Below are 23,903 nucleotides of genomic sequence, written 5' to 3' on the forward strand. Positions count from 1 at the left end.
TTTGACAAAAAAAACGGCATAGTATAAACTTGTTAACTGCATGTTTAGATAATATAATAAGTACGTTAGTGTACGTTTTTTCATAGAAAGGTAATGGTTATGAAGAAAGCATTAGTGTTTGGAGCAGGGGGATTTGCAGGAGGCCATCTTGTAAATGAGCTCGTCAGTAATAATTATGAAGTGTATGGCTGTAGCAGGTATGGCAAGATTACTGATAAAAGGTATGCCGGAGCTATGGTATGCGATATCATGGATGTTGACAGGGTTAAGACTGTAATTGCTGAGGTTAATCCTGACTATATCATTAATATGGCTGGAATCAGTTCAGTAGGGCTCTCATGGAAGATTCCGCAGACTACTATTGATGTTAATGTTGTGGGTCCTGTTAATATTTTGGAAACCGTTAAGGAAACTAATCCTGATGCGCATATTCTTTTTATAGGATCAAGTGAGGAGTATGCACCGAAGGCTGAACCTATTTCTGAGGTTGACAGACTTGATGCTAATAATCCATATGGTATTAGTAAGGTTATGCTTGAAAGACTGGTTTCTCTTTACAGAGATCACTATGGTATGCATGTTCATTATGTAAGGGCATTTAATCATACCGGAATCGGACAGGCTGATACTTTTGTTGTTCCTTCTTGGTGCAAACAGGTTGCGGAGATATCTGTAAGTGGCAAGCCGGGAACTATCAGAGTCGGAAATCTTAATGTTGCAAGGGATTTTTCTGATGTAAGAGACGTTGTCAGAGCATATAGAATGGTTCTTGAAAGTGATGATTGCAGCCAGATTTATAATATCTGCAGCGGAAAAGCTATCTATTTGGAGAAAATATTGGAGTTTATTACTTCTATGTCTGAACAGCCTGTTGAAATAGAAGTTAATCAAAAGCTTATCCGCCCGGTTGAAAATGATACTATTTTTGGAGACCACAGTAAGATAACAAAAGACCTTGGATGGGAACCTGAAATAGATCTTAAGGATACCATTAGGGAAATGTATGAAGATTTTGTGTCAAGAAAGCGTAGTTGAGTAATAATATGAAAACTTTAAAAGAAATATATGAGTATAGAGAGATGATATTCAGTCTCGTTCACAGAGATATCAGGGGAAAATATAAGGGATCAGTATTGGGGATTTTCTGGTCCCTGCTTAATCCTTTGCTGCAGTTAATTGTTTATACTATAGTTTTTTCAGTTATTATGAGGGCAGGTTATGATAAGTATTACCTGTTCCTTTTTGTTGCACTTGTTCCCTGGCTCTTTTTTAATCTTAGTGTCAGCGCAGGATCAACGGTTATCTGGAATCAGAAAGAGTTGGTAAATAAAATATACTTCCCAAGAGAAGTACTTCCAATTGCTCATGTTACAGCACAGCTTGTGAATATGCTTTTATCATTCATAGTAATCTTTTTAGTTGTAATTGTTACCGGACATGGAATCAATTTGAAAGCAATACTATTCCTTCCCATTATTATAGTAATAGAATATTTAATGGCACTTGGTTTTACTTTTCTTTCTTCTTCTATTACTATCTTTTTCAGAGATTTCGAGTTTATTCTTGCTGTGTTTATGATGGCATGGCAGTTTTTGAGTCCTGTAATGTATGGCGTTGATATGGTGCCGGAACAGCTTAGACCAATTTTTATGATGAATCCATTAACACCTATATTGATGGTTTATAGAGATATAATCTATAGCAAGGTGGTTCCGGATATGAAGAATCTTGCGACATCAGCGATTTTTGCACTTGTTATATTCGCTATTGGTGCAATTGTTTTTGGTAGCCTTAAAAAGAAATTTTCAGAGGAAATGTAATGCAAAACGGAAATGTTATTGAAGTAAAAGATGTCTATAAAGGATTTAAGATATATTACGACAGAGGGAAGACTTTAAAAGAAAAGCTTATTTATCACAACAGCAAGTACAGCTATCGTGAAGTATTAAAAGGTATTTCATTCTCTGTAAAAAAAGGTGAGGCTGTAGCGCTAATTGGTAGAAATGGTTGCGGTAAGAGTACATCCCTTAAGCTTTTGACAAAGATTATATATCCAAATTCAGGTTCAGTTGAACTAAAGGGCAGAGTAGTAAGCCTTATTGAACTTGGTGCGGGCTTTCATCCGGATATGTCCGGAAGAGAGAATATTTATATCAATGCATCAATCTTTGGATTGTCCAAAAAAGAGATAGATAGCAGACTTGATAAGATCATCAGCTTTTCTGAGTTGGAAGAGTTTATAGATAATCCTGTAAGAACTTATTCATCAGGAATGTATATGCGACTTGCTTTTGCAGTTGCAATTAATGTTGATGCAGATATTCTTCTTATTGATGAAATTCTTGCTGTTGGTGATGCCGCATTTCAGGCAAAGTGCTTTAACAGAATGAGAGCTATAAAGGGATCTGGTACTACTATCGTCCTTGTATCTCACTCTATGGGGCAGGTTGAACAGCTCTGTGACAGAAGTATCTGGATTGAAGATGGAAAGATAATGGCTGAAGGCAAGCCATCAGAGGTTGATCCTAAATATCTTGATTACATGGCGCAGAAGACAATCAATCAGGATAAAGCTGCTAAAGAGGCTGAGAAGTCAGAAGATAAAAAAGATACTGAGGAAACAGGACCTTATAAAGATACCGATAAGAGATATGGTCGAAAAGATGTTGTAATGACTAATATTCGTCTTTTGGACGAAAATGGTGAAGAAACGTCAACAGTAAGGACAGAAAAAGAGTTTTCTGTTGAAGTTGATTATAAAGTTTACAAGCCAATTAAGGATGCAGTTATCGGCATTGGAATTTTTAGGAATGATGGTGTTGCCTGTTATGGCACCAATACCCAGATAGAACGATTTGATAAATTTGACATAACGGAAGATGGTGGTTTTAAAATCACATTTCCAAAGACAATGCTCCTTCAGGGAGGATATTGGCTTGACTTTGCTATTGAAGTGCAGGGCGGTATTCCTATTGACTATTACAAAGAGGCAATTCGTTTCAATGTAGTATCAAGTGTTGGCGATGCCTATATTATGAGGATTCCTCATAAGTGGGAGTCTGATATCCTGGATAATGGCGAAAATATGCTGTAAAGGGTAAAAGAGATGTTTGATAAAGTTTGTTTTGTTGTGCAAAGATATGGACTTGAAGTAAATGGCGGAGCTGAATTACAGTGCCGCCAATTTGCTGAACATATGGTAAAACATTGCAACAGGCTTGATGTTGTTACTACTAAGGCCGTGGATTATATGACATGGAAGGATTATTATACGGCTGATGAAGAGGATATTAATGGGGTACATGTAATCCGCTTCGGAGTTGAGCGTGAACGTGATCAGAAATCATTTAGAAAGCTTAATGATATCGCCGGAGAGCAGAAACTTCCTGTAGATAAAGAAGAGGAGTGGGCTAAAAGGCAGGGACCATATTCACCGGATCTTTTAAAGTATCTTGAAGATAATCATTACAATTACGATGCTTTCGTCTTTTTTACATATATCTATTACCCTACTGTTATGGGATTATCAATAGTTGCGGACAGAGCGATACTTGTACCGGAAGCACATGATGAACCATATCTTAGTATGCAGATAATTAAAAAAGTGTTTAGTTCACCGAAAGCCTTTTTGTTTAATACTGAAGAAGAACGAGAGCTTGTTCATAAGAGATTTAACAATGCAGATATTCCGTCACAGCTGGGCGGCATTGGAATAGAATTGCCGGATGAAGTTCATCCTGAGAACTTCAGACAAAAGTACAAAATTGGGGACGCTCCATTTCTTGTATATGTTGGCAGAATTGATGAAGGCAAAAATTGTCGCGAACTTGTAGAATTCTTTTTAGAATATAAGAGAAGACATAATGATGATTTGAAGCTTGTTCTCATTGGTAAAAAAGTTCTGGATATTCCCAAAAACAAAGATATCATCGAAACAGGTTTTACCAGTGATCAGGATAAGTTCGATGGAATAGCAGCTGCCAATGCTCTTGTTTTACCGTCAAGATTTGAGAGCTTGTCAATTGTTGTATTGGAAGCCATGAAACTTAATACATTAGTTTTGGTGGATGGCCACTGTGATGTATTAAGAGCACATTGCAAGAAGAGTAATGGTGCATTGTACTATGTGAACTATCCTGAATTTGAGGGATGTCTCGAATATTTTAAAGAGCATCCTGAAGTATGTGATGCCTTAAGGGCTAATGGCCTTAAGTATGTTGATGAGAATTATCAATGGGATGTAGTCACAGGAAGGATATGTGAGCTGATCCAGAAGATTAAAGATAGTAGTGTGAAAGAGTGATTATGAAAAAGATAGCTTTTGTAGCTCCATGGTTTGGAGAAAACATACCGGGCGGCGCAGAGATGGCGATGCGAGAGCATATTAAACATCTATATGCCAAAGGAATTGATATTGAAGTTTTAACAACATGTGTTAAGCAGTTTACAGCTGACTGGAATATTGACTATTACACTCCGGGCCTGGATACAGTAATGGGTATTCCGACCAGAAGATTTAAGGTCAGAAAGCGCGATACACATGCTTTTGATGTTGTTAATACCAAACTTATGAATAATGTTTCTTTGACCGATGAGGAAGAGGAGACTTTTGTTCGTGAGATGGTTAACAGTCCGGATATGTATAAATATATATCTGAACATCAGGATGAATATAGTTTGTTTGTCTATATTCCATATATGTTTGGAACAACTATAAACGGTATTCTTGCGTGTCCTGAGAAGGCTGTTGTTATTCCATGTTTTCACGAAGAATCCTATATACATATGAGGATTTTCAAGGATGTTTTCGAAAAGGCTGCCGGAATGCTTTATAATGCCGAACCAGAGAAAATTTTGGCAAATGAAGTCTTCGATTTCTCAAATGTTAAACAGCTTACGCTTGGAATAGGCCTTGATAATGATTTCTCATATGATGAAAAGCGCTTTCGCGAAAAATATAAAGTAAATGATCCGTTTATTTTGTATGCAGGACGTAAGGATGTTGGAAAGAATATCTATACTTTGATAAACTATTTCAGAGAGTATAAGGATAGAAACAAAGACAGTAAATTGAAGCTTGTTCTTATTGGCGGCGGCGAAGTTACTATACCTGATGATATTGCCAGTGAAGTAATTGATATCGGATTTGTTGACAGACAAGATAAATATGATGCTTGTGCTGCAGCTTCAATGATGTGTCAGCCTTCAATTCATGAGAGCTTTTCACTTGTTATAATGGAGAGCTGGTTATGTGAGAGGCCGGTTATAGTTCATAACAGATGTGATGTAACCAAGAATTTTGTTAAGGAATCTAATGCAGGACTTTATTTTGACAATTACTTTGAATTCGAAGGCTGTGTGGATTATATTCTGAACAATCCGGAAGTTGCGGATAAAATGGGTAAACTTGGCAGAAAGTATGTCCTGGAAACATTTGACTGGGATGTTATTACGAAAAAGGCAATTAGCTTTTTTGAGGAAATAGCTCAGTAATGATAGAGGTGGAATATAGATGAATAATACAGAAGTTATTGAAAATATTGATATTGAACAGATAATGGATGAGATCCGTGCCAAGATAAAAGAGCGCGGTTATACCGAGGATATGCTCAAATTCAGGGATGTTGCTGCTGATATGAACGTATCTATGGATGTGTTTAATTCCGGCGTTTTCAGCAAGGTAGTTGAACAGACCAATGCCAACAGCCATATCAACTATTATGAGATTCCTATAGGCACTGGATTAAAGGGCTTTGTTAAAAGATGTATCAGAAAAATGATTTCTTTTGCCCTTCCGCCTGTAGTTTTTCAGGTTAATGAATACAACAGATCAGCAACACAGAGTATCAATCAGATTCATGCATTTATCAAGAAGTATGAAAGCGATATTAAGGAAAAAGACAAGCAGATTGCTGAACTGAAAAAGAGAATTGAACAGCTTGAAAAAAATGGTTGATGTTGCCATCTTATGAAAGAGAATGATTCTATGAATAGTGAAAATACTTTTTCAAGCATACATGCAGAAATCGTTGCTGAAGCTAACAGATTAAGAACAACCCCAAAATCAGTTTCTGCTTTCGAAATGCCGATTTTGTACACTGATTTAACCAAAGTTGATGATAGTGAGTTGGTGCAGGAACTCTTTTTTAGGATACTTGGGCGAAAACCTGATGAAAAAGAGTATAAGCGATATGCCAAGGCATTGAATTCAAAGTCCATGAGTAAGGAACTGCTCATACAGACAATTGCTTTATCATCTGAAGCAATAGCACGAGGTACAAGAGTATATGCAATCAAGGCTAAAAGTGTTGATGCAAATCTTTTGTTAAGCCTTGACGGAGTTCAATTTATTGAAAAGTCCTATATGTGGCTTCTCGGAAGAGAACCTGAAGATGCTGCTATTAAGGATAATCTGGAGAGATTAGACCACGGAGTAGATAAAAAGAAGATACTCCTGGAAATAAGTGGTTCAATTGAATGTATGAACAGAGGCGTTGCACTGATTGGCATTGCAGAGGATAATGCTAAGGCATTCAAAGAAAGCATAGTTATTAAAATTCGCAGAAAGATCAGAGGCTTCTTAAGACGTATTAAGCGTGTTGTTAAGCGTGTTCTAAAGCTTAACTGATAGGTCAGGAGAATTTGCTATAATGGCTACATTTATATTGATGCATGAAAATGTAAAAGGCTATGATGCAATAGGCAATGATATAGAGTTCATGTTTAACATCATCAGAGAAAAACATGATTGTTATATATACGCTAAACATAGACTAAATGATAGATTAGAGTACATTGATGAAGATAAGCTTGATGAATATTTAGAGTCAAAAGAAACTATAGTTATTTATCACCATAGTACTTATTGGGAACAGGGCTATGAGAAATTAAAAAATGCGAAAGGACTTGTAATAGTAAAGTACCATAATATTACACCGGGAGCGTTTTTTGAGCCATACAATGAATCGTATTATGAGCAGTGCGAGAAGGGAAGGGAGCTTACAGAGACTCTTCAGAAGGAATTTCCTGATTTTGTATGGGTTTCAGACTCAGAATACAATTCAAGCGAGCTTAATTATGTAAAAGACGATAGAAAGTTTATCTGTCCGCCATTTAACATGATTGACGAATGGCACAAGGCTAAGCCGGATAAAAAGATATTGTCAAAACTTGATAAATCTGATGACCTTAATGTGCTTTTTGTTGGAAGAGTTGTTCCAAATAAAGGACATTTCATGCTTATAAATATCCTGCAGGAGTACTGTGCAAGATATGATGACAAGATAAAGTTAAGACTTGTAGGTAAGTTTGATACAGCTATATCAGTATATAAAGAGATAATACTTGATCTGATAGAAAAATATCATCTTGATTCTAAAGTCGAATTTATCGGTGAAGTAAATGATAATACTTTGATGGCATATTACCAGGGCAGTGATGTGATGCTGTGCTGCAGTGAACATGAAGGATTCTGTGTTCCTGTAATCGAGGCGCAGAGTCTGGGACTGCCGGTTGTTGCATTAAGAAGTAGCGCGGTGCCTGATACTATTGGCCCTGATCAGCTTGTCTTTGATGAAGACGTGCTTGAATATGTTGCAGCGCTACGATATATAAAAGAACATGATGTATCTGCTCTCCAAGAAGCCGGAAAAAGAAACTACGAGTCTAATTATACATATAATGTTATAAGGGAGAGATTCATAGAGCAGATTAGAATAATAACAGGAGTTGAGCTATGAATATCCCGTTTTTGACCAAATGTGCTCCCAAAGAGACTAAATCGGGTTCGGGCAACAGAATAGTCCAGATACTGCCGACAATTGCATATGGAGATGCAATCGGCAACCATGTTTTAGCTCTTTATGACTTACTTAAAAAGAATAATATTGATACAGCCATTTATGCTAAAAATATAGATCCAAGAGTTAAGCATTCCGGAGTGAAAAAAGTTGATGATTTCAGGGATGATGCGGATGTTATTCTCTATCATTTATCTACAGGCGATGAACTTAACTATAGGATTAAAGATTATCACGCCAGGATAATAATAAATTACCACAATATTACTCCTGAGATTTTCTTCAAAGATAGCAATGAGGTTTTAAGGCAGCTTTGTGCAACAGGCCTTGAGCAGGTCAAGATGCTCTCAGATGTTCCCAAGGCTTGTGTGTGTGATTCGACATTCAATATGGAGGACCTTATAAGCTACGGATATAAATGTCCGATGCAGCCTATTCCTATCCTGATTGCTTTTGATGATTATAAGACAGAGCAGAATGCAGCTGTTCTTGAAAAATATGGTAATGACGATTATGTAAATATCGTTTTTACCGGTAGAGTAGCGCCAAACAAGAAACAGGAAGATGTCATAAGTTCTTTTTACTACTATCATGAGTATATAAATCCTAAGTCAAGATTATTTATTGTTGGCGCATACAATGAGAATGACCATTATTATAGGGCACTTGCTAAATATGTGAATGAGCTGAAACTTCAGGATGTATATTTTACCGGACATATAAAGTTTGATGAAATACTGGCATATTATGGAGTCGCAGATGTGTTCCTGTGCCTTAGTGAACATGAAGGATTTTGTGTTCCTCTTGTTGAGGCAATGTATTTTAAAGTACCTATTATTGCATATGATAAAACGGCAGTTGGCGAAACTCTGGGTGGAGCAGGGCTTCTTCTTAAGGACAAGGATCCTAAGGTTGTTGCTGAGGCTATCAACATGGTAGTTGAGAATGATCAGTTGAGGCAGCTTATGCTAAAAAACGAAGAAATACGCTTGAAAGATTTCGCTCACGATAAAGTCGAAGCACAGTTCTTGCAGTTTTTTAAAGAAAACTAATCTTTTCAATATCTGTGTTTTAGCTACATGAGGGGTATATTCATAAATAAATGACATAAACATAGTTTTACAGAAGGTGATTGTAATGGATAATACTACGCTCAAAAAAATACTAAGAGTTATCAAGGCATATATGCCGGGGCAGAAATGGCTTGTGCGTAGAGAACTCGATGCGCTGAATGAGGCATATAATAAAAAAGTTGCAAATGATGAAGCAATAATAAAAGACTTAGAGGATAAGATTCATAATTTATATGAGCACAATCACAATGTGCATGAAATGAATAAAAAGCTTCAGTCAGAGATAGAAGGATTAAGAAATGATCTTGCGGTTGTGAGTAATAACCTTGAGACTGTCAGTATTAATCTTCGTAACAATAATGAAATATGGAAAAGACATGACAGGATAGTCAACTCATACGAAGCTGAGGACAAAAAGCTTATTTCAGATCTTGCTATGGAATTTAGCAATCTTAAGGCAAGATTAAGCCAAGATGCTATGTCAGATTCTGTTGCTGACAAGGTTTCATTTGTCGCAGAATCTGCAGATAGTAACTCTTTGGAAGGTGCAGCAGCTAATACTTCGGTAGAGGCAATCAAGGCACCGGCAGGAGACACTTATAATCAGATTGACTACTTTGATTTTGAGAACCATTTTAGAGGTCCGAGAGATCAGATAAAAGAAGTACAGAAGATTTATTTACCATATTTTGAAAATTGTAAAAATGTTATTGATCTTGGCTGTGGCAGAGGCGAGTTCACAGAGTTGCTTCATGAAAATGGTATCGGTGTTACCGGTGTGGACATGTACCTTCCATATGTTGAGTATATGAAGATGAGACATCTTCCTGCTATTTATGGGGATGCTTTGGAGTATATCAGAAGTCAGGAATCGGTTGATGGAATATTCCTTGGACAGGTTGTTGAGCATATGCCGATTGAAAAAGTGATAGAAGTTTTGAATGTTGCTTATGAGAAACTTCTTCCGGGCTCATATCTCATTATGGAGACACCTAATCCTATGTGTCTCGCTGTATTTACTAATAGCTTTTACATGGATCCTTCCCACAGTAAGCCTGTTCATCCTCTTACACTTCAGTATCTGACTCAGAAAGCAGGCTTTAGTGAGGTTAATATACTATTTACAGAGAGCAGCAGAATGCCTGATAAGATACCGCTCTTAAATGGCGATTCAGAGGATATTGTTGCATTTAATAATGAGATGAGAAGAGTTGAGAACATGCTCTTTGGCAGTCAGGATTATGCGATAATTGCCAGAAGATAATCTAAAAAAGACGGAAGCAATTGATAGGATAATATAAATGCGAAGCAAAAAACTTATCATAATACCTGCATATAACGAGAGTGAATGCATTGTTGATACCATAAAAAACATACAGAAAAAAGCTTCGGATTATGACTATATAATTGTAAATGACTGTTCTAAAGACGATACCCTTAAAAAGTGCATAGATGAGGGCTTTAATTATATTAACCTTCCAATAAATCTTGGAATTGGCGGTGCTGTTCAAACCGGCTATCGATATGCGGCTGATAATGGTTATGAGATAGCTGTTCAGATTGATGGAGACGGTCAACATGATCCTGCATTTCTACATGATATGGAAAATGTTTTGCTGGAACGCAACGCTGACATGGTCATTGGTTCAAGATTCATTGAAAATAAAGGATTTCAATCATCTTTTGCAAGGCGACTGGGCATTAGCTATTTTACAAAGTTAATTAAGTTGATGACAGGAAATAGCATATCCGATCCGACTTCAGGGTTTAGAATGGTAGGCAGAAGCCTGATAGAACTCTTTTCACAAGATTACCCCGGGGATTATCCGGAACCCGAGAGTGTTGTCGAGGTACTGCTTGATAAAAAGAAAGTGGTAGAGATACCGGTTGTCATGAAAGAAAGACAGGGAGGAGTATCATCGATACAGCCTCGTAAATCGGTATACTATATGATAAAAGTGTCTTTGGCGATTGTTTTTGCCAGATTGAGAAAACTTAGGAATAAAAAGCGATGAGTGGAAGACTACGAATCTTACTAATTATACTCTTAATAGTATTTGCCGTGTTTCTTGCAAGGCAGATTCACAAAAAGAAAGTTGATATTCGATATGTTTTGCCGTGGTTTTTGCTGATTGTTGTCTTGGGCGGGCTTGTTATTTTTCCTCAGGTCGTTGAATTTATAACAACTCTGGCTGGAATAGCGCTTCCTATAAACATGCTTTTTTTGTGCGGTTTTATTTTCTCACTTACAATTATATATTCGCTGACAATTACTGTATCCAAAATGAATTCTGAGATAAAAGAGCTAAGTCAAAAGATTGCGCTTCTTGAAAAAAAGATAAGAGAAACTGATAATGGAAACAAATAAAACGTCGAAGAAGCAGTACTACAAGGCATCAGATCATACATTCGTTATATGTGCATATGGAGAAAGCAGATATATTGAAGAATGTATAAAGTCACTTCAAAGTCAAAGCTTGAAATCCAATATATGCATGACTACTTCGACTCCAAATGAATTTTTAAAAGCAATTTCAAAAAAGTACGGAATTGAACTTGTTGTAAATAAAGAACTTGAAGGTAACAGCAATATTGCAAGCGATTGGAATTTTGCTGTATCCTGCGCGAAGACTCCGCTTGTTACTATAGCGCATCAGGACGATGTCTATAAGGAAAATTATACCCTGAAAATATTGGAGAATGCGAATAAGGCACGCAAGCCTCTTATAATATTCACTGATTATGGTGAATTACGAGATGGCATAGAAGTAGTAGATAATAAACTTCTAAATATTAAGAGAATAATGCTATTTCCCTTACGTGCAAAAGTGTTGTGGCATTCAATATTTGTAAGAAGAAGGATATTGTCCATTGGTTCTCCTATCTGCTGTCCTTCTGTTACATACGTTCCGGCAAACCTTCCTAAAGAGTTGTTTATCCCCGGTTATCTTGGTGGAATAGACTGGCAGGCATGGGAGAGGTTTTCCAGACTCAAAGGAGACTTTGTATTTATAAACGAGATTCTTATGCTCCATAGAATACATGTTGAGTCGGCAACAACATCTATTATTAAGGGACACCAGCGTTCTGAGGAAGATTATGACATGTTCTGCAAATTCTGGCCAAAGTGGTTTGCACGAATTATTGCGCATTATTATCGCAAAGGTGAATCTCAAAATGAACTCTAAAAAGCAATATATAAATGTTATGTGGAATACTGTTGGCAGCATCTTCTACAGTTTTTGCCAGTGGCTTATGACAGTTGTGGTGGTCTATATATCAACCTATGAGGATGCAGGATTTCTGTCTATTGCAATGACTATGAGCAGTAGCTTTTCAGCTATTGCTCTTTTCAGTATGAGGAATTATCAGATTTCTGACGTGAATGGAGAATATTCTGTGCATGAGTATGTGGGCAGCAGGTTCCTTACAAATATTATTGCACTTGTGACTTGTACCGTATTTTCTTTGATGAAAAACACGGTATATATGTCGGCTTGCGTGTGTGCATTCATGGTTATCAGAATTGCAGAAGCTTTTGCAGATGTGCTGCATGGACAGGATCAGAAGTATGACAGATATGATTATATTGGAATTTCCTATATGATCAGGGGATTACTATCCATAGTAGCGTATGTTAGTATACTAAAACTTACAGGCAGTCTGTTGATAACATTGGTTATTGTGGCGGCATTGAATCTTATCAGTGTTTTTTTATGGGATTACAGAGTCACTAACAGATTGGAAAACATTTTGCCGGTGATAAGTCTCAGGGTATTCAGACTATTGAAAATCTGCGCCCCGATAGTTGTATTTTCTTTTCTCTTAAGTGTTCATAACCTATATCCTAAAACAGTTTTGTCCAAGATGCTGGGGAATGAGCAGCTTGGAATCTATTCAACAATTGCAACGCCGACTCTTGTAATCCAGGTTTTTGCAATGGTAGCATTTAATCCCTTTCTTCCGGATATCTCTCGTAAATATCAGTGCGGGGATATGAAGGACTTTAGGGAGATCTTTAGGAAACTTTTGCTTGTATTTTCAGCAGTTATAGTTGTTTGTTATATAATGTCTGCGCTACTTGGGAAAATAGCACTGAGAATTTTATTTGGACAGAAGATTTTGGAACATTATGATTTGTTTATTCCCATAATTACAGTGACAATTCTTACAGGTATTATATGGGTTTTATCTGCTATTATCATTGGCATGAGAAAGAATGCATTTCTTATATCTATCATTTTGGTAAGTATGCTGGTAAATGTTATAATTACAAAATGGTGCATAAGTACTTTTGGGATGAATGGAGCCAGCATAGCCCAGATAATTCCCTATAGCTTTTTGGTCATTGCAATGATAGTCCGGATAATATTAAGTACCGGATGTAAGGATAAAAAAGAAGCCAGGTAAGGTAATAAAAACAATATCTTCTTGCATATAGGTTGCAAGAACACGGACTTAATCATATAGGAAGGCATTACATGAGTAAAAACACAGTAAGAACCAAGAGTGATAATAAAGATATTTTGATACTGACGATGGTATTTTTGATGCATGTTGCATTTTTATATATTATCAGTAATTACTCCATTAAACCTGAAACCTACAGGGATGAACTTATATATATAGGAGTAGTAAAGAGTCTGGTAAGAGGTGAAACATTCAGAGTACACGGGGTCCCGATACCATTTTTGAACATACTTTATCCTCTTGTTCTATCGCCGGCATTTATGATCACAGATACTGTGATTAGGATGCGAGTAGTTGTTCTGATAAATAGTATCCTTATATCACTGACATTTTATCCTGCTTATTTCATATGTAAAGAGCTTGGTGTCAAAAAAGTCTATACCTGGATCATTATGGGAATTTTGTTCATATGGCCTGACATGACTATTGCAGCGACATTTATGTCAGAAAATCTCTATTTGCCGTTAGTAGTGTTTACAGCATATCTATGCGTCAAATCCTTCAAAAGTACAAGCTTCAAATGGCCAATTCTTGTAGGAATTTTTTCTTATATATCCTATAACTGCAAAGAAATAGGTCTTTGCTTATTGCTTTCCTTTCTTGGAGTAGAAGTACTGTCAGGTATTTTTTCAAAAAAAGATGGAACTAAAAATTCTGAGCTGAAAGAGTGGTTAAAGAATATCAGATACAGTCATATTTTTTCTGCTGTTCTAACTTTTGCTGTTTGCTATTTGGCCTTTAAACTTCTGGTTGTCAAAAATATGATTAACCCATATTTTGACAAGAGTGCATCTTCTATTGAAGCATTGAAACAACCATACACAATCTATTTCCTCTTTTATATGGGAATATATTATCTTGTTTCATCAATGATAGCCTTTTTTATCCTGCCATTGGTTGTTCCGGCTGTAAGATTTGCCAAGTTGACTGTTTTACAGAAAAAGACATATCTTTTAGGCATGATAGAACTCATAGGCATGATAATGGTAATTGGAATAATGATCTTTACCAATGAGTATCGTGGAGATCCAATGCCTCCCGTGCATTTGAGATATTTGTTCCCGCTTATATTTGTTTTTCTTCCCGTGTTTTTCTCATTCATGACTATGGAAGTAAATGAAAAGGATAAGGTAAAAAGAGAAGATTATTACTGGTGGGCTATCATTTCTCTGATTTCTGTTGTTGTTTTCAAGGGACTTAGGATTATAAACACCACAGGCGGATTATCTCTCATGTATAGCTATAAACTCAATGAAAGATTTCCGAGACTATGTGGAAATGGATCAGATCTGGTCCTTTTTTATCCGGCTGCTTATATTGTAACAGGCTTGGCGTCTTTAATTGTGCTTGCATACATGAGACTTGGAAATACGGTAAAGAGGAAGACACTGATGTATGCCTTTAGCATAGTAGCTATAGTGTTATGTCTGGTAAACTTCATTTCATCATATAAAATTGTGAAGGATACATACGGTGCATCGAAAGACAACGTAAATGAAATGGCTCGGATTAATGAATTCTTTATGGATAATGATCTGTCAAATTCCAATGTTATGTTTGTTGGAGGGGGGCTGTTTACGGCCGATACCAAGATTTACGATTTTTACTTTGATGCCACAGATAATCAATATGAGATCAGTCAGGACGATTTATTGGCAGTCCTTAGTAACGAAGCGTATTCAGGAACGCTTTCTGATGCTACATTCATACTTCCTATCTGGGAATATGAGTATCATACAGAGACAATTGACTACATAATTGCAGGCGATGGTTATAACCAGCTTGACGAAATCTATGAAGGCCTTGAAAAAGTTGAGGAATGCAGTGGAGCAGAATTTACGGTTTACAGAAATGTTGATAATAAGACTTTGAATGTAAAATAAGGCTGTAACTTAAAGACAATGTACTTATGTAACATAAGGATAAAGTACAGATAGGTGATACAAGGGACATGACAGATAAAAAAACATATTTAACCTGGGATGACTATCTGCCGATAGGATTGGCAGTAGCAATATATATAACATACCTTGATATATCAAGGGACCACCTCTTTTTATTGATGGCGCCTATTGTCTTTTTTCTTTTGAGTGGTTTAAAAGACAACCTCCGGAAGGCAGTAGTTTTTTTAAAAAGATATTGGTGGTTTACAGCTATAATGCTGATGTTCTCGGTATATTATAAAGTTATTAACAACAATCCTGACTCCCTTAAATTTGTTGCTTCAACATTTGGAACAATCTTCGCGGGCTTTATGGTGGCAGCAGGCGGCAGGAATTTTGAAAATGCCTACAAAAAGATGTGGGTATTATTATTGGCTGTAATAATACTTGGTATCATAAGAATGATTTTTGCAGGTAAATCAGGTTACTTTGTGAATTCCCAGGCTGAACTGGAAGCGGTTCTGATACTTGCTGCAATTACTTTTATATTTTCGGAAGATATTTGGCAGAAAATCGTTGGAGGATTGGTTTCTGCTGTTGCAGCTATTAAGTTATTAACAGGTGGGGCTTTATCTATAACTAATGCACTTTTCATAAAGGATACGATCACTCCGTTTTTGTCAGGAAGAAAAAGAGAAATCCTTTTTGGAAGAGGTTTATTGGTCTCTCGATATCACCTGCCGGATAACTGCGATAACACATTCTCATCAATGCTTTATGAATTTGGTGCTTTGTCATTTATCTTATATTTGGCAGCTTTTATCACAGCCATAGTCGTGATTGTCAGATGTAAAGACAAATTGGCCAAAAAGCAGGCCATTCTCGTGTTAATTATGATGTTTGGCAGCATGTTCTATGCTATGGAACATTGGACCAATGTCATATACCTTATCTATACAGGGATTGGAATATTGCTTGGGAGAATTGTATTTATCAATAAGGAAAAAAAGACAAACAGTGAATTGCTCGTCTGGAGCGATTACCTTTACATGGGACTTTTGTTTGCTGTTCTAATGACCATTGGCGGTGAAGAAAGCGACGGATTCTATGAACTGATATTCTTTGTGATATTTTTTGCCATGTCCGGGGTAAAAGATAATCTGAATCTTTTAAAACGATTTGCCGTAGAACACCTTGTTTTTACGACAGCCACCGTCATGTCCACAACTTTCTTTGCATTATTATATAAACCTGAAATTGCATCATACAGATTTGCACTGACTGTTTTCTTTTTGGTATTTGGAGGATATTGCATTGCACAGCATGGAAAAGAGTGTGTGGAAACATCAATGGAAAAGCTGTGGGGGGTGCTTCTGGTGCTGGTGTCTTCAGCAATTATCAAGTATGTATTCTTCGATCACTTTGCATATAGAATGAATATGTACTTCCTCAATCCAATCCCTGATGCAACTGCAGCAATAGTATTACTGATGCTTTCGTTGTTCTTCATAGATAAAAAAGTCTTCAAATTTGCTGGAAGTGCAATTGCAATAGCAGGTGTTGTTCTCACAGCTACAAGAAGCGCTTTGATATTGGTTGCGGCGGTATTTGTAGCGTATGCTGTGATCAGCTGCAGAGATAGAAAGTTAAATGCTGTAAATAGCATAGCTGCAGAAAAGGTATCAACAAAATCATTTGATAGGTCAAAAACCAAAACTATAATAGCGGGTGCAGTTCTTGTAATTTTGTTTATAATAGGACTGATTATTTTCAGCCTTAAGACCAACATGGTTGCAATAACTAACGTAACTTCCAGGTTTACTGCCATGTTTGAAGCTTTTAAGCAGGATCCTTACCTGAACTATTTCGGTGATATCGGATTCAGATACAGGATAGTTGCTCCGGTTGAAACTATCAGGCTGGCTAGAAGCGGTAGCCTTCTTGAAATCCTTTTTGGAAGAGGACTAAAGACTACTTTTAATACCATAGGTGTCAATACTACAATTCTTTCACAAAATGAGATTGCCGGACCTGTTGAGAATGCTTTTATATGTCTTTTAGCGGACTTCGGTGTATTTTGCTTTGTATTTTATTTGGGTATCTATATTGCAGCAATACGTGGTTTTTTCTGCATTAAAGAAAAACAGACAAGATTTATTTCCGTACTATTATTCATAGTAATGTCAGCCACCTTGTTTGCTGATTTGCAATACTGGGCAAACGTCTCATATTTTATTTGGATATTCGCCGGTATATGGTTGGGAATGGTCAGGTACGAGAAAGATGAAAAGCTAGTGTGGCAGCCTTTTATATTTAGTGCAATCTTTGCAATAATACTATATAAGCTTCCTTGGTTTTACACATGGATAAGAACAGTAGTTGTTTCTATAAGCGGGAACATTGGGGGATTTGCTTCATTAATTACTGTTTTTTTACTAGGTGTTAGTATATTGATCCTTATATGGAGTGCTTGCGGCACTATTATATCTTTAGTTACTACAAAGCATACAGATGATTGGTCTTCTATCGGATTGGCAGTTGGGATTGTTCTTACAGTGATCTTGATTGTTTTTGGAAATGTTCAGATCAGAATGGCTTTCGATGATATCACATGGCAGATGGAGGCGGAGGCTGTAACAATTAAAGCCATTCAGGATGAGGCTGACGGAGATATTTACTGCGATACTTATCCTGCACTATACAATACGAGATTTGGTGATATAAAAGGCACTCTGTTTAGTGGTGCAAGTCTTGCTGCCATGCAAAATATCACCATAATTACAGATATAAATGTTGAAGCACAGCGACTTATCAATGAAGGATTTCTTTATCAGCCTATATCTCAGTGGTCTGCTGTATATACCAATGATCAAGGTACAATTGCAGCACTTAAGAGTCTTGGGTATACACCGATGGATTATTTCCCTGGCAGCTATGAGGTTAGCGCTGAGGATATAGTAGAAGGTACAGATATAGAAGTGCTACCTGGCCAGTATACAGCTACATTTAAGTTACGAAATCTGAGCGGCGATCAATCTACAGAAGACCGCGACTTATGCACAATTGAGATTATTTCCAAAGATATGGTCAATATGACAGAGACTCAGATGGCTTCAGCAGTTATTACCAGCAGCATGTTTGATGAAAATGGTGAGCTAAATTATAATTTTGATTTTGCCGGAGGCGGCGCAAATTATAAATTTCTTGTGCATGTGAACGAACCAGGCACAGTTGAGATTGAATCTGTTACATTTACCAGATATTCAAAATGACGAAAATTACTGAGCGTCGCTGTTTTCTTGTTGAGAATAAATTGTTATACTATTAAATAATATAATTCCAATAATAGAGGACGATTGCATTTTCCTAAATGCATAAAGAGGAATGATTTTATGATTTTAAGAAACAGAGTAAGTATTGATGAGATTCACGAAATGCAGCCACAGTATTTTGAAGATATGGTTAAGATAGTTATAGATGCAAAAAGGGAAATTGTTGCAGTTAATATGGAAATGCATTCTGATCTGGGCATAGAGCTTTATGATGATGGATCTGATGAAAATGATTTATTTGGTGCCAATATATATTACGAGGATCATTCCATAGAGTGGAGTTCCACATTGAATGTAAAGCAAAATAGAAAAATTCAAAATGGTACATTTGGTAGAGTGATAACTGACGAAAATACCATAAATTATTTAACAGACATAGTGAATAGATGGATTGCCAGATGAGGTGATATATATGGAAAGTGCAAGATGGAATAAGATGAGCATTAGTGAACAAATTTTGAATATAGGTGGCGAAATCCAAAGAGCTGTTGACAGAAAAGCCCAAAATGAGCCTAAATTGGCTAATGATTATCTTGAAAAGGCCTTAGAATGGATAAGACTCACAAAAGATGATCCCAAGAATCGCAATAGGATAGAAGAGATAACTATAGTTGAAGATGAACTAAAGGACTATTTCAGCTCAAATAAATATAAAAATGATAAAAATAGTATTATGTCCTATTGGAATTCTTTTTTTTCAGCCATCTTTTGATGATATATTAATTATACATTGACAGGATAATCAGGCGATGTTATATAAACATCGCTGTTTTTCGTGGTAAAAAATAATGTCATAGTTTATAGTACAGATGATCACATAGGAGCCTTACGTGTCAAATATTAAAGTAACCATAGTTACAGCCTGCTACAACAGCGAGCTGACTATCAGTCGGACAATTGAATCAATCCTTGCCCAGAGCATACACCCTTATGAGCACATCATTGTTGATGGTGGATCTACTGATGATACCTTAAGTATTATTGAAGGCTACAGGGAGCAGTACGATGCAAAAGAAATCGCCTTAAGAGTAATATCTGAGCCGGACAATGGAATCTATGATGCCATGAACAAGGGAATTCACGCTTCATCAGGTGACATTATCGGACTTCTTAACAGCGATGATTACTATGAAAAAAACGCTATGGAGATACTGCTTAGAGAAATAGAAAGCGAAGATGCTGACATATACATGGGCGGTATTTATATTCACAATGGCTCACAGATAATTCGTAAGTACGCGAAATATTCTAGACGATATCAGACATCACGCAATTTTAATCACCCAGCTATGTTTGTTACCAAAAAGGCTTATAGTGAAGTGGGGGATTATATCGTAGGTAACGTCCATAACGATTATGAATGGTATCTCAGGGCGCTTAAAATGGGCAAAAAAGTTCATATCATCCCGGAAATCATCACTAACTTTATCATTGGTGGGGCCAGCTCCAAAAAGTCTTTTAAGAATACCTTAAAGCGTATAGGCCTTAAATATGAAGTTTATGAGAGGAATGGTTATTCCAGACTCTATATGATTGAGTGTATTGCCCAGGAACTTGCAAAATATGTGTTAACGAAGCAGTCATGATGTGCCCTGCAAGTAAAGGTGGTTAGTACAATGGGATTGTGATAAAATAAACAAGATATCATAATAATCACCCAATTAAGGAAATAAAATAAAAGAATTCATGATGAAGAATGTTTCAAACACTTCAAGAAAAAATAAAAAATATCTTTACAGAGGAGTATGCCTTGTAATCTTAGTTATTATATCTACAACCATATTCTTTGACGCCTGGTATGAGTTTGTTCAGGTAAATAACCAGACCGGACACCTTTTGGGCTTGGGTAACCTTGGTATGGCAACGGGAATCTACCTTTCTCTATATTACATTATTGGCAAGTGGATGCATGCCTTTAAGATTGGCGTCGAGCGTAAGGCCAACATTCTGGCAGGTCAGGTACTTACGCTTTTGTCAGTAGCGTTTCTTGAGTTATTTATATCCTGCGTTATCACGGGACAGTTCAGATTTTTTCCTAACTTTGTAGTTATTTACTCTGTGGTATTTATTCTTCAGTCAGTTGTGAACTGTCTTCTTGTAATACCAATGGTAAACATCTACAGAAAGCACTTCCCTCCACTAGAAGTCTTGGAAATCCATGGCGGAATAGAAAATGCTCTCTGTGAGAAGATTAATGAAATCCCCTACAAATATAAAATCGTGGAAAGCGTTTCTTATGATATTGGTGATGCAGCTATCGAGAAAAAGCTTTCATCTTACGATGCAGTATTCTTAAATGATATACCTGACTTTGAAAAAAATAAGATAGTAAAGATGTGCTATGGCCGTGATAAAAGAATATATTTCGTACCAAAGATATCCGATATCATAGCCAGAAGCGCAGAAGAGCTGAACCTTATTGATACACCTCTTTTTATGAACCGCAACAATAGGATCAACCCTTTTATGCGATATACGAAAAGATTCTTTGACGTAGCTTTAAGTTTGATTGCTCTAATTGTCCTGAGTCCGTTATTTGTTGTGGTTGCCATAGCGATTAAACTGGAGGATGGCGGCCCTGTATTCTACAGGCAGGAGAGAATCACTCTTGATCTAAAGCACTTTATGATCCTGAAATTCCGTTCAATGATTGTAGATGCAGAAAAAGACGGCATTCCTCATCCTGCAGAGGATGAAGATGACAGGATCACAAAAGTGGGTAAGATAATAAGGAGATTCAGGATCGATGAGCTTCCACAGCTTATCAACATCATAAAAGGTGAAATGTCCATCGTAGGCCCAAGGCCAGAGAGAGTTGAACATGTAGATAAGTATATCGGGGAAATCCCTGAATTCTGCTACAGGTACAAGGTCAAGGGCGGCCTTACAGGCTATGCCCAGGTTTATGGCAACTACGCCACATCAGCGCTTGATAAGCTCAAGCTTGATCTGATCTACATAACAAATTATTCACTTCTTTTGGATCTTCAGATTATCTTTGAAACAATAAAGATTCTTGTTCAGAAAGATAGTACAAAGGGATTTAGTGAGGACGAAGTGGGAAAGATGCAGGAAAAGTGAGAATTGGAGTTGATCTTCTCTGGGTGAAACCCGGGAAAAACGGTGGAACAGAATCATATGTACGAAATTTACTGGATGGATTCCAAAGCTATATAAGTGACCATACATTTGTGTTATTTACTTCTAAAGATAATGCTGAGTCATTTCAAAAATATAACAGTAGACAATTTGAAATGGTCATTTGCCCGGTTAATACGGCCAGCTTTGTTAAAAGAGTGATTTGGGAAAATATTCATTTTTTTAAATATACAAAAAAAGAAAAGATTGATGTATGGTTTTTTCCTGTTTATTCAAGGCCATTTTTTATGGGCAATGTTCCTACGATTACAGTAATTCATGATCTTCAGAGCTTGCATTATCCTGAGTATTTTTCAAAAATAAGAAACATATATTTTAAGATGGCTTGGAAGAACGACTGTAAGATATCACAGAAAATAATAACAATCTCAGAATTTTGCAAAAATGATATCGTTCGGAATTTTGCAGTAAATCCGGAAAAGGTTGAAGTTATATACAATCCGATTTGCATGTCTGGAACTGTGGATTTTGATAGTGTTTCTGAAAAGTATGGAATCAAAAAGAACGAGTATTACTATACAGTATGTTCGCTGGCTAAGCATAAAAACCTGATAACTCTTCTTAAGGCAATGAAGATATTGAGAGACAGAGGGTACAAATATAAGCTTGTTATTTCCGGTGTGACAGTAAACGCTGTAAATGAGGTGTTTGACTTTATTAGTAGTAATGCGTTGGATGATTTGGTGGTTTATACCGGTTTTATCTCCAACGAAGAAAGAAATACTTTGTACGATAATTGCAGAAAATTTCTTTTTCCAAGCGTTTTTGAAGGCTTTGGAATGCCTCCCATAGAGGCAATGATAAGAGGTGCATCTACTGTCACAACCAGAGAAACGTCCCTTTTGGAGGTAACAGAAGGTAAGGCAGATTATGTACATGATCCCATGGATGCAGAGGAATGGGCTAATCTCATAGAAAACGAAGGATTAGCAGTTGAAAAAGAGACAAGGAACATATTGCTTGAAAAATATTCAAACAAAGTGATTTCTGAAGAATACATCAGAGCGCTGGAAACTGTATGCAAATAAAAAATACTTATTTAAGGAATATAAAATGACGACTGCGGTAGTAATGTGCACATACAATGGTGAAAAGTATATATTGGAACAACTTGAGTCAATTTATACTCAGACTAAGCAGCCGGATGAAGTAATCATACAGGATGATTGTTCTACTGATAAAACGGTAGCTACTATCAGGAACTTTATATCAGAACATAATCTGGATAGTAACTGGAAACTTTCCGTCAATAGTGACAACCTTGGTTGGAAAAGAAATTTTATGTCTGCTATAAAGTCATCTTCTGCCGAATTGATTTTTCTTTCCGATCAGGATGACATTTGGGACAAAGACAAAATCAGAATAATGAGTGAAATCTGTTCTCAAAATTCGGATATTGAACTATTGGTGTCAAGGCATGAGCCTTTTGAGAACAAGACAGGGAAAGAGGCATATGTTTATCAGCCCTCTCTTGGAAAAGATGAAGTTACTAAGGTACCGTTTAGTGGCGCCTTCCAGGAAACTCTGCGGCAGGGATGTACATATGCCATGAAGAGAAAACTGATTCAATATATCGATGATATGTGGGACGAGAACTGGCCTCATGACCAGTTTTTTTGGTGCATAGCAATTGCAAGGGGAACCTTATATTCATATAATAGGCCATTAGTACGCCACAGAAGGCATATGCATGTCAGTACCCCTTCAAATGATAAGACTAGAGAGATACGCTCGGGGCTGGCTAAGAAATCAGCTGATATTGCTGAAATGCTTCTGGAGAATAAGAAAGTCCTTGGTTTATCGGAATCGTCTGTTAGAATCCTGGAAAAGTCCAAGACGGTTAACAGGAAAAGAGAAAGGTATATCTCCGCGAGGAATGTAATGGGAATCATTTCATTGCTGACTATGCTTGATTGCTATACACGTTTTAAAGCCTGGGCGGGGGATGTGTTTGTGGTATTGAGGAAACGGTAATATTGAATAAGCGCCTTAAATACTTGTTCCGTGTGAAATTACCAGATTAGGGGATGTGGCATACGTTATTACATCAACTTGAATCATCATGATCAATAGTTTATAATCACTAGGTCAACAAGGAAAGAGAAGCAAGGTTAGGTATTGTGAGACTGCAAGGAAATAATAGTTTTTTTATTATAGTTCATTATAGAAATCCTTTTATAGGCAGTT

22 protein-coding genes are annotated in these 23,903 nt (G+C 36.7%); all 22 read left to right on the forward strand.

The window, feature by feature from the left end; all coding sequences use genetic code 11:
* Positions 1 to 99: 99 nt before the first annotated feature.
* The 22 genes from BM146_RS00695 (at position 100) to BM146_RS00800 (ending at position 23,690) form a co-directional block, all read left to right on the forward strand.
* Positions 100 to 1,035 (forward strand): GDP-mannose 4,6-dehydratase, encoded by a 936-nt coding sequence (locus BM146_RS00695; protein ID WP_074882893.1) that lies wholly within the window; start codon positions 100 to 102, stop codon positions 1,033 to 1,035.
* A gap of 8 nt (positions 1,036 to 1,043) precedes the next feature.
* A complete protein-coding gene (locus tag BM146_RS00700) occupies positions 1,044 to 1,820 on the forward strand; it encodes an ABC transporter permease (protein ID WP_074882896.1) in 777 nt (258 codons plus the stop codon).
* Complete coding sequence (locus tag BM146_RS00705) at positions 1,820 to 3,094, forward strand: ABC transporter ATP-binding protein (RefSeq protein WP_074882898.1); 1,275 nt, start codon at positions 1,820 to 1,822, stop codon at positions 3,092 to 3,094. Before BM146_RS00700 ends, BM146_RS00705 begins: the two co-directional genes overlap by 1 nt.
* Positions 3,095 to 3,130: 36 nt before the next feature.
* On the forward strand, positions 3,131 to 4,303 hold the full coding sequence (locus BM146_RS00710; protein ID WP_242949312.1) for a glycosyltransferase family 4 protein: 1,173 nt from the start codon (positions 3,131 to 3,133) through the stop codon (positions 4,301 to 4,303).
* Positions 4,304 to 4,305: 2 nt separating this feature from the next.
* Positions 4,306 to 5,493: a glycosyltransferase family 4 protein gene (locus BM146_RS00715; RefSeq protein ID WP_074882901.1), complete on the forward strand. Its 1,188-nt coding sequence runs from the start codon at positions 4,306 to 4,308 to the stop codon at positions 5,491 to 5,493.
* Positions 5,494 to 5,512: 19 nt separating this feature from the next.
* Positions 5,513 to 5,956, forward strand: coding sequence for a hypothetical protein (locus tag BM146_RS00720; RefSeq protein ID WP_074882903.1), 444 nt, complete (start codon positions 5,513 to 5,515; stop codon positions 5,954 to 5,956).
* 12 nt (positions 5,957 to 5,968) lie between these two features.
* On the forward strand, positions 5,969 to 6,628 hold the full coding sequence (locus BM146_RS00725; protein WP_083413336.1) for a DUF4214 domain-containing protein: 660 nt from the start codon (positions 5,969 to 5,971) through the stop codon (positions 6,626 to 6,628).
* 22 nt (positions 6,629 to 6,650) lie between these two features.
* Positions 6,651 to 7,739, forward strand: coding sequence for a glycosyltransferase family 4 protein (locus BM146_RS00730; RefSeq protein WP_074882907.1), 1,089 nt, complete (start codon positions 6,651 to 6,653; stop codon positions 7,737 to 7,739).
* Positions 7,736 to 8,851, forward strand: a complete 1,116-nt coding sequence (locus tag BM146_RS00735) for a glycosyltransferase family 4 protein (protein WP_074882909.1) — start codon at positions 7,736 to 7,738, stop codon at positions 8,849 to 8,851. Before BM146_RS00730 ends, BM146_RS00735 begins: the two co-directional genes overlap by 4 nt.
* An 85-nt stretch (positions 8,852 to 8,936) precedes the next feature.
* Positions 8,937 to 10,136, forward strand: coding sequence for a class I SAM-dependent methyltransferase (locus BM146_RS00740; RefSeq protein WP_074882911.1), 1,200 nt, complete (start codon positions 8,937 to 8,939; stop codon positions 10,134 to 10,136).
* Positions 10,137 to 10,173: 37 nt separating this feature from the next.
* A complete protein-coding gene (locus BM146_RS00745) occupies positions 10,174 to 10,887 on the forward strand; it encodes a glycosyltransferase family 2 protein (protein ID WP_074882913.1) in 714 nt (237 codons plus the stop codon).
* A complete protein-coding gene (locus BM146_RS00750) occupies positions 10,884 to 11,240 on the forward strand; it encodes a DUF2304 domain-containing protein (RefSeq protein WP_074882916.1) in 357 nt (118 codons plus the stop codon). Before BM146_RS00745 ends, BM146_RS00750 begins: the two co-directional genes overlap by 4 nt.
* Positions 11,227 to 12,060: a glycosyltransferase family A protein gene (locus tag BM146_RS00755; RefSeq protein ID WP_074882918.1), complete on the forward strand. Its 834-nt coding sequence runs from the start codon at positions 11,227 to 11,229 to the stop codon at positions 12,058 to 12,060. The genes BM146_RS00750 and BM146_RS00755 overlap by 14 nt, the downstream gene beginning before the upstream one ends.
* Positions 12,050 to 13,282, forward strand: a complete 1,233-nt coding sequence (locus BM146_RS00760) for a lipopolysaccharide biosynthesis protein (protein ID WP_074882920.1) — start codon at positions 12,050 to 12,052, stop codon at positions 13,280 to 13,282. Before BM146_RS00755 ends, BM146_RS00760 begins: the two co-directional genes overlap by 11 nt.
* A 71-nt stretch (positions 13,283 to 13,353) precedes the next feature.
* Complete coding sequence (locus BM146_RS00765; RefSeq protein WP_074882922.1) at positions 13,354 to 15,225, forward strand: hypothetical protein; 1,872 nt, start codon at positions 13,354 to 13,356, stop codon at positions 15,223 to 15,225.
* 68 nt (positions 15,226 to 15,293) lie between these two features.
* The gene (locus BM146_RS00770) at positions 15,294 to 18,497 is read left to right on the forward strand and encodes an O-antigen ligase family protein (protein WP_074882925.1); all 3,204 of its coding nucleotides are present in this window, start codon (positions 15,294 to 15,296) and stop codon (positions 18,495 to 18,497) included.
* Positions 18,498 to 18,617: 120 nt separating this feature from the next.
* Positions 18,618 to 18,959 (forward strand): DUF5674 family protein, encoded by a 342-nt coding sequence (locus BM146_RS00775; protein WP_074882927.1) that lies wholly within the window; start codon positions 18,618 to 18,620, stop codon positions 18,957 to 18,959.
* Positions 18,960 to 18,969: 10 nt separating this feature from the next.
* Positions 18,970 to 19,269: a hypothetical protein gene (locus BM146_RS00780; RefSeq protein ID WP_074882929.1), complete on the forward strand. Its 300-nt coding sequence runs from the start codon at positions 18,970 to 18,972 to the stop codon at positions 19,267 to 19,269.
* Positions 19,270 to 19,387: 118 nt separating this feature from the next.
* Positions 19,388 to 20,143, forward strand: coding sequence for a glycosyltransferase family 2 protein (locus BM146_RS00785; RefSeq protein WP_074882930.1), 756 nt, complete (start codon positions 19,388 to 19,390; stop codon positions 20,141 to 20,143).
* 100 nt (positions 20,144 to 20,243) lie between these two features.
* Positions 20,244 to 21,638: a sugar transferase gene (locus BM146_RS00790; protein ID WP_083413337.1), complete on the forward strand. Its 1,395-nt coding sequence runs from the start codon at positions 20,244 to 20,246 to the stop codon at positions 21,636 to 21,638.
* The gene (locus tag BM146_RS00795; RefSeq protein ID WP_074882932.1) at positions 21,635 to 22,744 is read left to right on the forward strand and encodes a glycosyltransferase family 4 protein; all 1,110 of its coding nucleotides are present in this window, start codon (positions 21,635 to 21,637) and stop codon (positions 22,742 to 22,744) included. The genes BM146_RS00790 and BM146_RS00795 overlap by 4 nt, the downstream gene beginning before the upstream one ends.
* 25 nt (positions 22,745 to 22,769) lie before the next feature.
* A complete protein-coding gene (locus BM146_RS00800; RefSeq protein ID WP_074882934.1) occupies positions 22,770 to 23,690 on the forward strand; it encodes a glycosyltransferase in 921 nt (306 codons plus the stop codon).
* Positions 23,691 to 23,903 lie beyond the last annotated feature (213 nt).

The sequence above is a fragment of the Butyrivibrio proteoclasticus genome (assembly GCF_900115735.1).
Lineage (GTDB): Bacteria > Bacillota > Clostridia > Lachnospirales > Lachnospiraceae > Butyrivibrio > Butyrivibrio proteoclasticus_B.

Excerpts from the sequence above, each read along its gene's own strand:
- BM146_RS00755 (WP_074882918.1), top strand. The coding sequence starts at position 11,227 with ATGGAAACAAATAAAACGTCGAAGAAGCAGTACTACAAGGCATCAGAT.
- BM146_RS00705 (WP_074882898.1), top strand. The coding sequence starts at position 1,820 with ATGCAAAACGGAAATGTTATTGAAGTAAAAGATGTCTATAAAGGATTT.
- BM146_RS00750 (WP_074882916.1), top strand. The coding sequence starts at position 10,884 with ATGAGTGGAAGACTACGAATCTTACTAATTATACTCTTAATAGTATTT.
- BM146_RS00745 (WP_074882913.1), top strand. The coding sequence starts at position 10,174 with ATGCGAAGCAAAAAACTTATCATAATACCTGCATATAACGAGAGTGAA.
- BM146_RS00760 (WP_074882920.1), top strand. The coding sequence starts at position 12,050 with ATGAACTCTAAAAAGCAATATATAAATGTTATGTGGAATACTGTTGGC.
- BM146_RS00725 (WP_083413336.1), top strand. The coding sequence starts at position 5,969 with ATGAAAGAGAATGATTCTATGAATAGTGAAAATACTTTTTCAAGCATA.
- BM146_RS00715 (WP_074882901.1), top strand. The coding sequence starts at position 4,306 with ATGAAAAAGATAGCTTTTGTAGCTCCATGGTTTGGAGAAAACATACCG.
- BM146_RS00765 (WP_074882922.1), top strand. The coding sequence starts at position 13,354 with ATGAGTAAAAACACAGTAAGAACCAAGAGTGATAATAAAGATATTTTG.
- BM146_RS00730 (WP_074882907.1), top strand. The coding sequence starts at position 6,651 with ATGGCTACATTTATATTGATGCATGAAAATGTAAAAGGCTATGATGCA.
- BM146_RS00775 (WP_074882927.1), top strand. The coding sequence starts at position 18,618 with ATGATTTTAAGAAACAGAGTAAGTATTGATGAGATTCACGAAATGCAG.
- BM146_RS00770 (WP_074882925.1), top strand. The coding sequence starts at position 15,294 with ATGACAGATAAAAAAACATATTTAACCTGGGATGACTATCTGCCGATA.
- BM146_RS00740 (WP_074882911.1), top strand. The coding sequence starts at position 8,937 with ATGGATAATACTACGCTCAAAAAAATACTAAGAGTTATCAAGGCATAT.
- BM146_RS00695 (WP_074882893.1), top strand. The coding sequence starts at position 100 with ATGAAGAAAGCATTAGTGTTTGGAGCAGGGGGATTTGCAGGAGGCCAT.
- BM146_RS00790 (WP_083413337.1), top strand. The coding sequence starts at position 20,244 with ATGATGAAGAATGTTTCAAACACTTCAAGAAAAAATAAAAAATATCTT.
- BM146_RS00780 (WP_074882929.1), top strand. The coding sequence starts at position 18,970 with ATGGAAAGTGCAAGATGGAATAAGATGAGCATTAGTGAACAAATTTTG.
- BM146_RS00700 (WP_074882896.1), top strand. The coding sequence starts at position 1,044 with ATGAAAACTTTAAAAGAAATATATGAGTATAGAGAGATGATATTCAGT.
- BM146_RS00800 (WP_074882934.1), top strand. The coding sequence starts at position 22,770 with ATGACGACTGCGGTAGTAATGTGCACATACAATGGTGAAAAGTATATA.
- BM146_RS00720 (WP_074882903.1), top strand. The coding sequence starts at position 5,513 with ATGAATAATACAGAAGTTATTGAAAATATTGATATTGAACAGATAATG.
- BM146_RS00735 (WP_074882909.1), top strand. The coding sequence starts at position 7,736 with ATGAATATCCCGTTTTTGACCAAATGTGCTCCCAAAGAGACTAAATCG.